The following is a 13204-nucleotide window of genomic DNA, read 5'->3' on the forward strand; positions in this document are numbered from 1 at the left end:
GGAGGCGTCATGGATCGTCGACATTTTATAGGTCATAGCGCTGCAGCAGTAGGTCTACTTGCAGGTCTCTCTGGTCAAACCAGAGCAGCTAGTTTGCAAAAAGCAGAAATATTAGTCATTGGCGGTGGATATGGCGGTGCTACTGCTGCCAAATATTTACGCATGTTCTCCAACAATACTGCCAGGGTTACCCTGATTGAGCCAAATACTTCCTTTATCTCCTGTCCAATGTCTAACTTAGTCATTGGCGGCTCACGAACTATGGCAGAAATTACCTCGCCATATGACACTCTTAGTAAGCGTCATGGAATTAAGATTATTCAAGATAGCGTAGTCAGTATTGATCCTACTCAAAAGACCGTGAAACTCGCCTCCGGAAAAACATTGCGCTATGACAAAGCAGTGGTCTCTCCCGGCATTAGTTTGAACATGAATACTATTGAAGGTCTGGCGCAGGCCAATAAGGACGGCATAACTCTACAAGCTTGGAAAGCAGGCGCAGAAACCGTGGCTCTGCATAAGCAAGTGGCTGCGATGCGTGAAGGTGGTACTTACGTTATTAGTATTCCAGAGGCGCCTTATCGCTGCCCTCCTGGCCCTTACGAGCGTGCCTGTCAAGTTGCAAGCTATCTCAAGCAACATAACTCAAAGGGCAAGGTCTTAATTTTAGATGCCAATCAAGACGTAGTATCTAAAGCGGGCTTATTCAAAAAAGTATGGGCTGAGCAATACGCTGGCATGATTGAATATCTACCTAAGCACAATGTTGTTGGTGTTGATGCTAAAAATAAGATAGTCAAACTCGAAGTGCAAGATGATGTCAAAGCTGATGTACTCAATTTGCTACCCCAGATGGCAGCTGGTGAAATTGCTGTCAAAACTGGCTTAGCCAATTCCAATGGTCGTTGGGTCAATGTGAATTACATTAACTTTGAATCTACCGCTCAAAAAGATATCCATGTACTAGGAGACTCGATTCAGATTGCACCACTGATGCCTAAGTCTGGTCATATGGCCAATCAACATGCCAAAGTGGCTGCTGCTGCGATTGTGGCCGAGCTTAGTGGCTGGGAAGTCAATCCTGCCCCTGTTCTTACCAATACTTGCTATAGCTTTGTCAACAGTAGAGAAGTGGTGCACGTTGCTAGCGTTCATCAATATAACGCCGCCGAGAAAACCTATAAAACTGTTCCAGGATCTGGTGGATTATCTCCAGCGCCAACAGTACTCGAAGGTATTTATGCTTGGGGCTGGGCGCATAACATCTGGGCAGATAGTTTGGGTTAATGAAAGGGTTTGACAATTAAAAAGAGGCTTCGGCCTCTTTTTAATGCCCACCTCATGCTCTGCTTAGTAGTCATGCGCTGACATCACTAGTTACTAAGGACCAAGAGCGCAACAGGGACGACGGGGATGCGTTTAGTTTGAAGGCCATTAAGTGTGAATATAAAAAGCACTTTTCGTGCTCATGACTAATAAATAGGAGCTTAGGCTCCTTTTTTATGATCTAGATCAAAAACTTTAGGGTCACATCGGTTTTACTTCAATTTAAGCATTGACTTTGTATGTCGTCTTTAATAATATATAAATTAATATATTATTAATTTATTAAATGAGGTTAACTAAGATGGTAGAAAACGTTAAGGTACACAAACCAGCGCCCTATATGAATCCTTTGTTGGCGGGAATTCTACTGGGGATGGTTTTGTTAGCCACCTTCGTAGTTACGGGTCATGGTCTTGGGGCTACAGGCTTTACAACACGCGTAGTAGCCTGGATTGGAATGTATGTCGCTCCAGTGGCAACTAATGCAAACGACTACTTAGGCGGTATGGTTGAAGAGGGCAAGCCCTTAAATGCTTGGATTACTTGGCAGGTAGTGGGTGTGGCCATAGGCGCTTTGTTATCCGCATTTTTAGCAAAGAGGATTCATATTCAGCTTGATGGCAAAAAGTTCTTAGGTGGCTCTAAGCGTCCTATGACGGCTTTATTTGGCGGCATCTTGGCGGGCTTTGGAGCGCGGGTTGCTGCGGGCTGCACTAGTGGTCTTGGTTTATCTGGCGCAGCAGTATTGAGTTTGGCTGGATTTACCTTCTTGGGAACATTCTTTGCAGTAGGCTTAATAGCAAGTCGATTCTTGAAAGAGGAGAAATAAGATGACTGAAATTCTTTCGGGACTTCTTTTGGGCGCAGGCTTTGGGTTTGTATTAGAGCGTGCTGGATTTGGTAACCCGAATAAATTAACAGGCCAGTTTCGTTTAACAGACTGGTCTGTATTTAAGGTGATGTTCACAGCCATTGTGTTTGCTGCGGTGGGATTAATGGCCTTAGAACATTTTGGATGGGTGGATGCGGGTAACTTATTTGTGCCACCAGCATTTTTAGGTGCTGCAGCGTTAGGTGGGGCTTTAGTCGGTGCTGGATTTGCGATTGGTGGATATTGCCCAGGTACATCAGTAGTGGGCTTGATGTCTGGGCGTATTGATGCGGCGATATTCTTGGTTGGCTTAATGCTTGGCACAGTATTGTTTGCGGGCATTTATCCCAATATTGAATTCTTAACCACTTTAGGAGAATACGCAAAAGCTGACGCATTACCAGATGCCTTCAATATCTCAGGTTTATCGATCGATATTGGCATGGTCATTGCAGCAGTCGGCGTATTTGTATTGGGCTCTTGGATGGAAAGCAAATCTAAAGGCCCCGTCAGTTCACAAGTTTAATTATTTAAAAGGAAATATATGTCTAAGAAATCTACCGTAGCAGCATTAGCAATGGCCTTAGCTGGTTTGGCAGCAGCTCCGCTAGCACAGTCTGCTGATGCCCCCACAACACCAGCAGGTGCAGAGCAAAAGAATCCTTGCGGACCAAAAAAAGAGGCGGCTAACCCATGCGGTCCTGCGAAGAAAAAAGCAGCTAACCCATGCGGTCCAGCCAATCCTTGCGGCCCTAAAAAGCGTAAAGCTGCAGAGTAATTATAAAAATGCTAATTCAATCTAATCTTTGGTTGGCCGCTCAAGAGCTGGCAAGCATTCAAATGAAGTACGCAGAGTCTGGGCGTACTTTAAGTGAGGCTGCTTTATGCGGTGCCAAGGCATTTGTTGAATGGCAACATTACCCCGCTAATGACTTGGTAGATGAAGTGAGTGGTTATGAGTTTTATTACCACGCACATTCTGCTGATGAAATGCCTAATGGGGAGCACGGTCATTTTCATGTGATTAAGCGTAATGCAAAAGGCTTTCATCATCTGATTGGGATTGCATTAAACCAAAAGGGATTGCCAACTCGTCTGTTTACTACGAACCAGTGGGTGACAGGTGAGGAGATGGCAGATTCAACAATGGTGGTGAAGTCCATTCAGGGATTTGAAATGGTGACAAAAGGGCGCATGGCTCTAGTGACTAAGTGGATCGGCGCTTTGATCCAATTATTTGCTAAAGAGATTGAAGGATTGATTTTAGAGCGCGATCAAAAGATTGCACGGCTAGTAGCACAGCAGGGTAATCGAGAGCTTGTCCTAAATTCAAAAGAACATCATGTATTAACCGAATGCAAAATTGATCTGATGGAACGTATCTCAGACCATTTGTTAGTTGTCAATTCCTAGAGGAGTGGAAATGAAAAAGATTCAGTGGCTTTTAGCCTTAGTTCTAATAAGCTTAGTAAGCTTAGCCCAGGCAATTACCTTACCTGGTCCGGTTGTTAGCGCCGACTGGTTGGCAAACAATATGTCTGAGGTTCAAGTCATTGAAGTGAGAACAGATTTAGCAAGTTACCTCAGAAGTCCGGAGTTTGATACAGATAAAAAAACTGGTAAGAAATTCCTCGTAGAGGTTGGTGGCCATATTGCTAATTCAACGCTCCTGGACTTTAAGAAAGTACGTGTTGAGCGTTTAGTAGATGGCAAGAAGATTAAGCATCTGATTCCTGAAAAAGCAGATTTTGAGAAGTTGGTTCAATCTCTGGGAATTAATTCCGATAAACCAATCGTCCTCGTTCCTATTGGACAAGATATGTCTGATATAGATGAAGCATTGCGAACTTATTGGTCATTCAAGGTGTATGGCGAGGATCAAGTAGCGGTATTGGATGGCGGTATGGCAGGATGGTTAAGTGAGGGTCGTGAATTTACAATTGCCAATTCTCCAAAGGCCACAGGAAATTGGATTGCAAAAGCAGAGCGTAAGGAACTAATTGCGAGTTCTAATGAAGTAGCTGCAGCATCAAAAAGTGGCAAGCCACAATTATTGGATGCTCGTCAGCCTGCTCAATACTTAGGACTTGCAAAACGTCCTGATGTCTTAACCTTTGGCCATATTGCGGGCTCCAAAGAATTAGCTCCTGAGTTATTAGCTAGGCCAAGCAATGGTGCATTGTATTTTTGGCAAAAGAAGACTTATGACGCATTGCTTGCAGCCAACGGTTTAAGCAGCAAGGGTCCAACCATTGCCTACTGCAATACTGGTCACTTAGCCTCTGGCGGTTGGTTTGTGATGTCAGAGTTAGTGGGTAATAAATCCACCAAGTTATATGATGGTTCTTTATATCTTTGGACTTTGGAAGGTCGTCCATTAGTTGGCGTGCCACTGAATTAAGGGTGTCCACTATGTCAGTCCTTGAGGCCACCTTGAATCTGAAAATGCTGCACTCATCAGCCGAAGATGCCTGCCGCTTGATGAAAGTGCTGTCGAATAGAGATCGGATGATGTTGTTATGCCAGATTAGTCAAGGTGAAATGTGTGTAAGTGAGTTAGAGGAGTGTCTTGATATTCATCAGCCTACTTTGTCTCAGCAACTCACTGTATTGAGAAATGAAGAGTTAGTCACGACCAAAAGAGAGGGAAAGCAAATTTACTACTCTCTCTCCAATCGAGTAGCTTTAGAGGTAATCAATGTGCTTTATCAAAATTATTGCAGTACACAACCAAAAGAGGTCTTAATATGAAATGCAATGTCGGTGGTATTGATCGTATCTTACGTATAGTCGTTGGCCTGGTATTGCTTGGTCTAGCAGCAACGGGAACTGTGGGTGTTTGGGGTTGGATTGGCGTTGTGCCACTAGCAACAGGATTATTTAAATTCTGCCCAGCTTATACATTGCTAGGAATTAATACCGGCAGAAATTGTGGTTGAGATCAATTGCTGTAGCTTCCTCAGGTTTTCTTGAGAGCTTATGTTAATAATATATGCGTATAAACGTATATACGCAAAATATCTAAAAGGAAATCAATGAAGACAGCACATGATCTAGTCACCGCAGCTAAAGCTGCGATTGATGAGGTGAGCTTGGCGGATGCCCAATTAGCTATTCAGAATTCTGATGTATTGCTCGATGTTAGGGAGGCTGATGAATATATGAATGGCCATATCCCAGGAGCTGTTCATATTTCAAGAGGGTTGCTGGAGTTTAAGTTGAGCAATGACCCTGAATTGAGTGCACGTAGTTTAAAAATAGTTCTGTATTGTAAAAATAGTGGGAGAGCAGCATTAGCCTCTAAAGTTTTACATGAGATGGGTTATTTGCATGTTCAGTCAATTGCCGGTGGATTTGATGCGTGGGCTGGGGCGGGTAATCCTGTGGCTAAGCCAGAGGCAATTAAATTTGAGTAAGAATTATCTCTACCGATACACCCTGTAACATTGGCCATCTTATGCTGTAAGCAATTGAAATTATTGGATATTCGAGCGGCTACAATTTCCTCTAAGGCGTAGGTCGCACGTTCGAATCGTGCTGGGCAGGCCAAATAGTCTTGGTCCGTACCGGACACATGGTTTTTTGTATCAGCCCATTGAGCAAATATTGATCTTAATCGTCAATCATATGAAACACCGAAGTAGGACTTAGGTGGCCTTTCACAGGCCCCTAAATTAACCTTAATTTACTTTGACACCCTTTTCTTTAAAGTACTTTAATGCGCCTGGATGATAGGCAATCGGTGAGGCATTCGCTTTTTGGTTCTCTAGCTTGATATTTCTGTACTCAGCATGTGAGCGGACAAGTTCAAGTTGATTATCAAAAATAGCTTTAACAATTTTGTATGCCTCTGCATCAGACATAGAAGCGTTCACAACTAATAGATTGGCAACTGCTGCAACTTTGTTATCTTTTTCCATACCGCTATAAGTTTGCTTTGTAATCTCAGATGGGAAATACAGATTGCCATATTTTTTATTCATAGCAGGGACTTCAGCATTGGTGTCCACCATGACAATTTTCATGCCAGGACTATTTGCTAAATCGGTAACAGCAGCAGTTGGTAAGCCGCCTACCCAAAAGAAAGCATCAATCTTGCGGTCTTTCACGGCATTAACAGATTCTGCAACGCTCAAACGCTCACGCTTGACATCTTTGTCTTTGTCCAACCCTGCAGCCTCTAACAAGCGAAAAGCCATTACTTCTGTAGCACTGCCTGGTGCGCCTGTACTGATGCGCTTACCTTTGAGATCTTTCATGGTCTTAATGCCAGTCGATTCGACGGTAGCAACGTGCATGAGGTTTGGATACAGAATCAGTAAGTTGCGTAAATCTACTGGCTTGCCCTTGAATTTATCTTCACCATCTTTAGCATCTTTGGCAGCATCAGCCATTGAGAAACCAACATAAGGTTTGCCAGTGCCAACGAGTTTTAAATTATCAACTGAGCCGCCTGTAACTTCAGCGGTTGCTGACATTCCTGGTACATGCTTGGATAAGACTGAGGCAAGACCACCACCCATTGGGTAGTAAACGCCACCAGTACCACCGGTTGCGATAGAAATGTTTTGCGCTTGTGCACTTGCCCACAAAAAGCTGAGAGAAAGCGCAATGATTTTAAGTAGTTTCATTTTTAGTATTTAAATATTTGTTAATTCAATTAATCTAACTGGGCACCAGACTTCTTAACTACTGAAGACCAACGGGTAACGTCTGCGCTTACCTGTTTACCAAAAGCCTCGCCATAGAGATTAGGCGTATCAGATCCATTTTTCTCCCAAATTGATTTGAGCTTTGGATTGTTTAACGCTTTTTGAACTTCGGCAATCATCTTGTCTACGATTGGTTTTGGGGTGCCGACAGGAGCAAACATGGAGTACCAGGTAGACACTTCGTAGTCAGGTAAGCCAGCTTCTTTGAAAGTAGGTACATTCGGAATGGCAGTTGAACGCTTATTAGATGCTACAGCAATCGCTACTAGCTTGCCCGCATTAATTTGCGGAGCCGAAGTAGCAAGACCATCAAATTCCAAGTCAATTTGGCCAGCTAGTAAATCATTCATTGCTGGGCCAGCACCGCGATAGGGGATATGAGTAATAAATGTGCCTGTTTGTATCTTAAAGAGTTCGCCAGCCAAGTGATGAACTGTGCCACTGCCTGCACTAGCAAAATTGTATTTACCAGGGTTTTTCTTCATGAGCGCGATGAAATCCTTAGCATTACGTGCGCTCACTCTTTGTGGGTTTACTACTAAAACTTGTGGTACGTTTGCAATCATCGCAACTGGGATAAAGCTCTTCTCAATATCGTAATCAAGATTTTTATACATTGAAGGCGCAATTGTGTGGTGAGTTGCGCCGATAAACCAAGTGTAACCATCTGGGGCTGCTTTTGCAGCTACTGAGGCACCAACGGTACCACCTGCACCACCACGATTATCAATAATGAATTGCTTACCTAATTGCTCTGTCAACTGCGCAGCTAAAGGTCTTGCAAAAGCATCGGTTCCACCACCCGCTGGAAATGGATTCAAAAAAGTGACTTGTTTTGCTGGCCACTCTTGCGCTAGGGCAATTGATGGCATTGATCCAAGCAGAAGGATGTTTCCAGCAAACAAACATGCTTTTAAAAGAATGCGCTTTTTTTGATTTTTATAATTATTCATTGGTAGATCCTGTATTAGTCTGAGATTTTAGATTTACGGATAATAGGGCCCCACTTATTAATTTCCGCCTCTAGATGTGATTTCAAGGCTTCGGGGCTTACTTTATTCATCGCGACAATATCAATATTTGAGTCATTGAGGCGCGCTTTTACATCTGGATCATTGAGCGCCTTTTTTAGTGCTGCATTGATCTTTTCCAATATTGGTGGTGGGGTGCCTTTAGCAAGATAAAGTCCATGCCATACTTTCACATCGAAACCCTTTAGTCCTTGCTCATCAAGTGTTGGGACATTTGGTAGTGCTGACAATCTTTTTGGAGTTGTCACCCCATAAACCTGTACTCGCCCATCTTTTACGTATGGGATAGTTTGAGTTGTTTGGTCACACAAAAGATCAACTTGACCACCCATCAAATCAGTCAGGGCTGGTCCAGTGCCTTTATATGGAATAGTTGTTAACTTCACACCTTCGCGACTCATAAAAATTAATCCGCAAAGTTGCGAAACAGCGCCAGGGCCAGCATTGGCCATAGTCACTTTTTCTTTATTCGCTTTGATATATGCCTCAAGCTCTTTAAAGTTCTTTGGGGGGAAATCTTTGCGACCTAGCATGAGCATCGGAACATCAACAACTTGTCCAACATAGTCAAAATCCTTCATTGGATCGTAAGGCAACGAATCATAAAGTGCTGGGGCAGTTGCCATTCCCATGTGATGTAGAAATAGGGTATAGCCATCTGGTGTTGATCTTGCCACCTTGGTTGCGGCGATTGTTCCGCCGGCTCCAACCACGTTTTCAACAATCACAGTTTGACCAAGTGCCTTACCCATGGGGACTGCGAGCAGTCTTGCTACCGCATCAGTTGGTCCCCCAGCCGCAAAAGGAACGATTAGCGATATTGGTTTTGCTGGGTAATTTGATTGAGCCTGGGACGCAGTGCTAAATGCCATCGTAAATAGCGCTATCAATGAGATACCGCTTCGGACTAATGTATTTTTTTTCATGTCTTGTTCAATTGAAATAGTTATGACCTTCACATCATCTTTTGCTTTTTGTATTAATACCTTAAGGAATACCCTAAATTAAGGGTAAATACCGAGTCATTTGTCGATCTTAAGGGTAAGAATAGAGCTTTTCTATTCCACACTTGAATTTGTAGCCGGCAACTAATGAGGAGATTTAACGTGAAGTACTATCTTAAAGGGGCATTGATTTCCACCGCATTAGTCCTCGGTGCTACTAGTGTTTCACCTGCTTTCGCTGCTTGGGAACCAACCAAGCCAGTTGAGTTCATCATTCCTGCCGGTCCTGGCGGTGGTGCTGACCAAATGGCCCGAATGATCCAAGGCATTGTTACAAAAAATAATTTGATGAAGCAGTCAATAATTCCGGTCAACAAAGGTGCTGGTGCCGGCGCTGAAGGTTTCTTGGCAATGAAAGAAGCTAAGGGCGATCCAAACAAAATAGTTATCACCCTCTCAAACTTGTTCACAACGCCACTGGCAACTGGTGTTCCATTTAACTGGAAAGACATCACTCCAGTAGCGATGTTAGCCTTAGACCAGTTTGTATTGTGGGATAACGCAGACAAGCCATATAAAACAGCCAAGGAATATATCGATGCCGCTAAAGCAGCTGGCCCAGGTAAATTCAAAATGGGTGGTACTGGCTCTAAGCAAGAAGACCAAATTATTACCGTTGCCCTTGAAAAAGCAACTGGTGCTAAGTTCACTTACATCCCATTCAAAGGGGGTGGCGACGTTGCTGTTCAGCTTGTAGGTAATCATATTGATTCTTCTGTGAATAACCCAATTGAAGCGGTTGCTCAATGGCGTGCTAACAAATTACGTGCCTTGTGTGTATTTGATGACACTCGTATGCCTTATAAAGAGAAAATCACTGCTACACAATCTTGGTATGACGTTCCAACTTGTAAAGAGGCTGGAGTTTCAACTGACTACGTGATGTTGCGCGGTATTTTCATGGCTCCAGGCGTAACTCAAGAGCAGGTTGATTTCTATATTGAGTTGTTCAAAAAAGTACGTGCTACACCAGAATGGAAGAAGTTTATGGCTGATGGCGCATTTAACCAAACATTCATGACTGGTAAAGAATTTAATAACTGGTTGACCTTGAATGAAGTGCTCCACAAGCAACTGATGGCTGAAGCAGGTTTCTTGGCTAAGTAATCGAAATATGTACCCTTAAATGCTGCTAGTCCGCTAGTGGCATTTTTTTGAGTTTTTTTGCAGTAGAATAAAAAAATGAAGTCACATTCTCGATCTTTATCAATTCTTATTTGCCTTTTCTTGATTTCTTTCAAGGTGGTAGCATCTAGCGTTTTTATTGAGGCCGCCATTGAGCGTGCCGAGATGTATAAGAGCTTTCAGCTTGGCACTGCTGCCGTAGAGATCGGTCTTCAGTCCGGTTCTTCGGATGATAAGCAGGATGCTTGCTCTTTATTTTTAATGAGTCATGTTACAGCTAGCGTGAGTTCGATTGATATTGCCGTACAAGATCAAACTGCTAAGTCCGCTTCTCATGGGGCAGCGTACGATATATTATTCACGCAGAATATTCCTGATTCTGCGTTCAAGCCGCCGAAATACATCCTCTAATTTCGTTTAGAGGATGGGGCTTAAGCTAATTCCCCATCAAAATTTTTTATCTGAAACACATTTTCAGATTTTTTGGGAATTATTACAATGTCAAAGCTATATAAATTATTATTCGCAATTTCTTTTGTTGGGCTCATTTCAGCGTGTAGTAGCGTTAAGTTAGATGATGCCAATGGTGTGGCTGAAGTTAATGCTGGCGGCTCAATGACTTACGATCCAATTAGTGATCCCAAGTCTAGCGTATATGGCAAACGTTCAATCTATTTTGAGTTTGATAGCTATACCGTAGATCCAAAATATGTTTCAACTATCTCTGCTCATGCCTCGTATTTAAAAGCGTTTCAAAAGCAAAAAGCCTCCGTGATCATTCAAGGTAATACCGATGATCGTGGAACTGCAGAGTACAACCTCGCCTTAGGCCAAAAGCGCTCCGAATCTGTTAAGAAGGCCCTAGTTGCTCAAGGTGTTAGTGAATCTCAGTTGGAGGCGGTGAGTTTTGGAAAAGAAAAGCCAGCTGACCCGGCTCAGACAGAAGCGGCATTTAAAGAAAATCGCCGCGCTGATTTTGTCTATCGCTAAACATCAAAGGCTATTCAATGAAAAACATATTCAAACTCAGTTTGATGGGGATTGCTTTCCTAAGTGGATGCGCGACAAATACCACATCCAATAACTCGGCAGAAGTTACTAAAGCGCCGGCACCTATGACAGCAATAACTCCAGTTCAGTCAGGCGTTGTTACTAGGCGACTTAATGATTGTATTGTGCGAACCAATCAAAGCGCCGATGCATTGCTGGTAGATAGTCAGATTATTGTAGTTACAAGAAACAATCCGCATGCTAAGGCTCTCTTTAATTCGGCCGATAAATTAACTGACCAGCAGATAATTGCTCTAAGAAGTTACTTGGCTGAAGCAAATACCTGTCGCCCGGTTGCTACTGAGGGCTTAAGCCCCGAGTTGACTTTAATTTATCAAGAGTTCTTTAAAAAAATAGATGGCGTTTATGCGGATCTCATTGCTAGAAAGATCACTATCGGAGTAGCTAACCAGGAAAGACAATTGCTCATACAAGATGCCCGTATGAAGCGGTTGGCCGTGCAGTCTAAAAAGAGTTAGCGAGCCTAAGTTATGACTAGGTATAAATTTAAATGCCGTTCTTGTAAGTTTGAATGCATTAGTAGCATAGGCAGAGAAATTGGACTTCACTCTTCTAAAGTGGTGATGGTTTGCAAATTTTGCTCAATAATTAATACTTATACTTTGGCTCAACAAGGGGGTATTAATACTGAAATTAGTAAGTTGCAAGTCTGTCTTAGTTGTCATTCTAGTGGTTATCTTTCCCAGTGGGATGGCCTTACTTGCCCGCATTGCAAGCTACATATGAGGGCGATTGGAAACCCTATAGGTACAAAGCGATTCTGCAAATATTGTCAAAGGTGAATTTGATGAATGCTAACAAAAAAACTCTAGAAGAATTATTCGAGCAGTTAGATCTTTCGTCACAAAAAATTCATATGGAGAGATACATAGAAAGGCATCAGCTCAAGCCAGGTTCAGTCCTTCACGATGCCATCTATTGGGCTCCAGATCAAAAGGCCTTTTTAATTAAGGCTAAGGCCGGTGATTCAGAGTGGTCAGAAGTAGTAGATCAATTAGCTAATTTATTAATACAAAAATAAAATTTTGACTGTTCTCTTTAGGCAGCAGAAGTCACGCTTAATTGTGTATATGCGTATATGAGTGTATGCGTATATATACATCTATTACGTAAGATTGTGGTGGCAGGATGTACCACCAAGGTCCGCTTTGGGTCGTTAGCGGACATTGGTTAAACAAGCGTTACTTTAAGTAACACTTACAAATCATTCAAAAAGTACTTTGGAGCAACGAAGTGTTAGATGGTTGCTCCAAAATTCCTGTGGTTTTGAAAACCAAAGAGCGCTCAAGCAGAATAAACCACTATTTTTGCGCTATCTTGAATCTGCACTGCAATAGACCCTTGCTGTTTCTTTCTTAGCACTGCTGCTAGCGCATCATTAAATGAGCCATAGGTTCCAATGCCTATCCAAGCTGAGTAGGGGTTATTGGGCTTATGTAATGCTCTAAAGGTTTTAGACATTGGATAGCTTTCTAATTGATTGAGGGTAGTTTGAGCAGCTTGAATCTTTTGCCTGGCTCGCTCCGCTTTAACTGCTGCTTGTGCTCGTTTAGCCTGATCTTTAAGGGCGTTGATCCGCGCCTGTGCTGGCGTTAGTGGCTTAGTTGGGCTAGATTTAAATTCATAAAATCGCATACTGATATTTAGCTGTTGGCTTTTAGTGACTAATACTCAGTGGGTAGCATTAAGATCCAACGCTCACTATCCCAGCAGGCATAGAGTGCTATGGAATCTAGTGGAAAGGTCGTATAGGTAATTTTCTGAGTGGCTAGTACGTTGCCATTGCCATCATCGAGTAATAGCTCAGCCTTGCCGTTATTCACAGTCAACTTGCAACTGACAAATACTTCCGCTTTAGTTAAATGGACAATATGACTGCTAATGGCATCCATCAGCCAATAGCAGGCCGCTTCTTGTGCCAAAAATTGTGCACCATCCGTTAGAAAGACTTTAGGCCATAGAGGGTAGTAGTACTGCGTTCCATAAAATTGCTCCAAATGATTCAAAAGCTGGGTTTTAGATAGATTCATTTATGCTATGCCTCACAGTCATTTATTTATGAAT

General features: G+C 42.8%; 19 protein-coding genes. 14 read left to right on the forward strand and 5 right to left on the reverse strand.

Annotated elements, in window-relative coordinates; genetic code table 11:
- Window positions 1–9 precede the first annotated feature (9 nt).
- From FD967_RS04335 to FD967_RS04375, 9 genes are all read left to right on the forward strand, one after another.
- Complete coding sequence (locus FD967_RS04335; RefSeq protein WP_215326904.1) at window positions 10–1287, forward strand: NAD(P)/FAD-dependent oxidoreductase; 1278 nt, start codon at window positions 10–12, stop codon at window positions 1285–1287.
- A 325-nt stretch (window positions 1288–1612) separates the two neighbouring features.
- Window positions 1613–2155, forward strand: a complete 543-nt coding sequence (locus FD967_RS04340; RefSeq protein ID WP_251369094.1) for a YeeE/YedE thiosulfate transporter family protein — start codon at window positions 1613–1615, stop codon at window positions 2153–2155.
- Window position 2156: 1 nt separating this feature from the next.
- Window positions 2157–2723 (forward strand): YeeE/YedE thiosulfate transporter family protein, encoded by a 567-nt coding sequence (locus FD967_RS04345; protein ID WP_215326905.1) that lies wholly within the window; start codon window positions 2157–2159, stop codon window positions 2721–2723.
- A gap of 18 nt (window positions 2724–2741) precedes the next feature.
- Window positions 2742–2975, forward strand: a complete 234-nt coding sequence (locus FD967_RS04350; protein WP_215326907.1) for a hypothetical protein — start codon at window positions 2742–2744, stop codon at window positions 2973–2975.
- Window positions 2976–2983: 8 nt separating this feature from the next.
- Window positions 2984–3610, forward strand: a complete 627-nt coding sequence (locus FD967_RS04355) for a hypothetical protein (RefSeq protein ID WP_215326908.1) — start codon at window positions 2984–2986, stop codon at window positions 3608–3610.
- A gap of 10 nt (window positions 3611–3620) precedes the next feature.
- Window positions 3621–4598, forward strand: coding sequence for a sulfurtransferase (locus tag FD967_RS04360; RefSeq protein ID WP_215326909.1), 978 nt, complete (start codon window positions 3621–3623; stop codon window positions 4596–4598).
- Between the two features lie 11 nt (window positions 4599–4609).
- Complete coding sequence (locus tag FD967_RS04365; protein WP_215326910.1) at window positions 4610–4948, forward strand: helix-turn-helix transcriptional regulator; 339 nt, start codon at window positions 4610–4612, stop codon at window positions 4946–4948.
- On the forward strand, window positions 4945–5136 hold the full coding sequence (locus FD967_RS04370; protein ID WP_215326911.1) for a DUF2892 domain-containing protein: 192 nt from the start codon (window positions 4945–4947) through the stop codon (window positions 5134–5136). Before FD967_RS04365 ends, FD967_RS04370 begins: the two co-directional genes overlap by 4 nt.
- Before the next feature lie 96 nt (window positions 5137–5232).
- On the forward strand, window positions 5233–5613 hold the full coding sequence (locus tag FD967_RS04375) for a rhodanese-like domain-containing protein (RefSeq protein WP_215326912.1): 381 nt from the start codon (window positions 5233–5235) through the stop codon (window positions 5611–5613).
- Between the two features lie 264 nt (window positions 5614–5877).
- Here FD967_RS04375 and FD967_RS04380 read toward each other — a convergent pair whose 3' ends face one another.
- The 3 genes from FD967_RS04380 to FD967_RS04390 are packed head-to-tail and all read right to left on the reverse strand — an operon-like array spanning window position 5878 to window position 8812.
- Entirely contained in the window at window positions 5878–6828 is a 951-nt protein-coding gene (locus tag FD967_RS04380; RefSeq protein ID WP_215326913.1) for a TAXI family TRAP transporter solute-binding subunit, read from the reverse strand.
- Window positions 6829–6857: 29 nt separating this feature from the next.
- The gene (locus FD967_RS04385) at window positions 6858–7862 is read right to left on the reverse strand and encodes a tripartite tricarboxylate transporter substrate binding protein (RefSeq protein WP_215326914.1); all 1005 of its coding nucleotides are present in this window, start codon (window positions 7860–7862) and stop codon (window positions 6858–6860) included.
- A 14-nt stretch (window positions 7863–7876) separates the two neighbouring features.
- Window positions 7877–8812: a tripartite tricarboxylate transporter substrate-binding protein gene (locus tag FD967_RS04390; RefSeq protein WP_251369120.1), complete on the reverse strand. Its 936-nt coding sequence runs from the start codon at window positions 8810–8812 to the stop codon at window positions 7877–7879.
- 234 nt (window positions 8813–9046) lie between these two features.
- Here FD967_RS04390 and FD967_RS04395 point away from each other — a divergent pair, with 234 nt between their 5' ends.
- The 5 genes from FD967_RS04395 to FD967_RS04415 all read left to right on the forward strand — a co-directional run bounded on the left by FD967_RS04395 (window position 9047) and on the right by FD967_RS04415 (window position 12161).
- On the forward strand, window positions 9047–10051 hold the full coding sequence (locus FD967_RS04395) for a Bug family tripartite tricarboxylate transporter substrate binding protein (protein ID WP_371819314.1): 1005 nt from the start codon (window positions 9047–9049) through the stop codon (window positions 10049–10051).
- 75 nt (window positions 10052–10126) lie between these two features.
- Window positions 10127–10480: a hypothetical protein gene (locus FD967_RS04400; protein ID WP_215326918.1), complete on the forward strand. Its 354-nt coding sequence runs from the start codon at window positions 10127–10129 to the stop codon at window positions 10478–10480.
- Window positions 10481–10567: 87 nt separating this feature from the next.
- Complete coding sequence (pal, locus tag FD967_RS04405) at window positions 10568–11059, forward strand: peptidoglycan-associated lipoprotein Pal (RefSeq protein WP_215326919.1); 492 nt, start codon at window positions 10568–10570, stop codon at window positions 11057–11059.
- A 17-nt stretch (window positions 11060–11076) separates the two neighbouring features.
- A complete protein-coding gene (locus FD967_RS04410) occupies window positions 11077–11598 on the forward strand; it encodes a hypothetical protein (RefSeq protein WP_215326920.1) in 522 nt (173 codons plus the stop codon).
- A 329-nt stretch (window positions 11599–11927) separates the two neighbouring features.
- On the forward strand, window positions 11928–12161 hold the full coding sequence (locus FD967_RS04415; protein ID WP_215326921.1) for a DUF2789 family protein: 234 nt from the start codon (window positions 11928–11930) through the stop codon (window positions 12159–12161).
- A 263-nt stretch (window positions 12162–12424) separates the two neighbouring features.
- Here the strand turns inward: FD967_RS04415 and FD967_RS04420 are convergent, their stop codons facing one another.
- A complete protein-coding gene (locus FD967_RS04420) occupies window positions 12425–12775 on the reverse strand; it encodes a hypothetical protein (RefSeq protein ID WP_215326922.1) in 351 nt (116 codons plus the stop codon).
- Window positions 12776–12804: 29 nt separating this feature from the next.
- On the reverse strand, window positions 12805–13170 hold the full coding sequence (locus FD967_RS04425; protein ID WP_215326923.1) for a DUF6876 family protein: 366 nt from the start codon (window positions 13168–13170) through the stop codon (window positions 12805–12807).
- Window positions 13171–13204: the final 34 nt, after the last annotated feature.

The sequence above is a fragment of the Polynucleobacter sp. JS-Mosq-20-D10 genome (assembly GCF_018687755.1).
Taxonomy (GTDB): domain Bacteria; phylum Pseudomonadota; class Gammaproteobacteria; order Burkholderiales; family Burkholderiaceae; genus Polynucleobacter.

Bases quoted from the DNA above. Each gene is read 5' to 3' on its own strand.
- FD967_RS04340 (WP_251369094.1), top strand. From the start codon at position 1,613: ATGAGGTTAACTAAGATGGTAGAAAACGTTAAGGTACACAAACCAGCG.
- FD967_RS04370 (WP_215326911.1), top strand. From the start codon at position 4,945: ATGAAATGCAATGTCGGTGGTATTGATCGTATCTTACGTATAGTCGTT.
- FD967_RS04355 (WP_215326908.1), top strand. From the start codon at position 2,984: ATGCTAATTCAATCTAATCTTTGGTTGGCCGCTCAAGAGCTGGCAAGC.
- pal (WP_215326919.1), top strand. From the start codon at position 10,568: ATGTCAAAGCTATATAAATTATTATTCGCAATTTCTTTTGTTGGGCTC.
- FD967_RS04415 (WP_215326921.1), top strand. From the start codon at position 11,928: ATGAATGCTAACAAAAAAACTCTAGAAGAATTATTCGAGCAGTTAGAT.
- FD967_RS04335 (WP_215326904.1), top strand. From the start codon at position 10: ATGGATCGTCGACATTTTATAGGTCATAGCGCTGCAGCAGTAGGTCTA.
- FD967_RS04420 (WP_215326922.1), bottom strand. From the start codon at position 12,775: ATGCGATTTTATGAATTTAAATCTAGCCCAACTAAGCCACTAACGCCA.
- FD967_RS04345 (WP_215326905.1), top strand. From the start codon at position 2,157: ATGACTGAAATTCTTTCGGGACTTCTTTTGGGCGCAGGCTTTGGGTTT.
- FD967_RS04380 (WP_215326913.1), bottom strand. From the start codon at position 6,828: ATGAAACTACTTAAAATCATTGCGCTTTCTCTCAGCTTTTTGTGGGCA.
- FD967_RS04350 (WP_215326907.1), top strand. From the start codon at position 2,742: ATGTCTAAGAAATCTACCGTAGCAGCATTAGCAATGGCCTTAGCTGGT.
- FD967_RS04360 (WP_215326909.1), top strand. From the start codon at position 3,621: ATGAAAAAGATTCAGTGGCTTTTAGCCTTAGTTCTAATAAGCTTAGTA.
- FD967_RS04410 (WP_215326920.1), top strand. From the start codon at position 11,077: ATGAAAAACATATTCAAACTCAGTTTGATGGGGATTGCTTTCCTAAGT.
- FD967_RS04425 (WP_215326923.1), bottom strand. From the start codon at position 13,170: ATGAATCTATCTAAAACCCAGCTTTTGAATCATTTGGAGCAATTTTAT.
- FD967_RS04385 (WP_215326914.1), bottom strand. From the start codon at position 7,862: ATGAATAATTATAAAAATCAAAAAAAGCGCATTCTTTTAAAAGCATGT.
- FD967_RS04390 (WP_251369120.1), bottom strand. From the start codon at position 8,812: ATGGCATTTAGCACTGCGTCCCAGGCTCAATCAAATTACCCAGCAAAA.
- FD967_RS04375 (WP_215326912.1), top strand. From the start codon at position 5,233: ATGAAGACAGCACATGATCTAGTCACCGCAGCTAAAGCTGCGATTGAT.
- FD967_RS04400 (WP_215326918.1), top strand. From the start codon at position 10,127: ATGAAGTCACATTCTCGATCTTTATCAATTCTTATTTGCCTTTTCTTG.
- FD967_RS04365 (WP_215326910.1), top strand. From the start codon at position 4,610: ATGTCAGTCCTTGAGGCCACCTTGAATCTGAAAATGCTGCACTCATCA.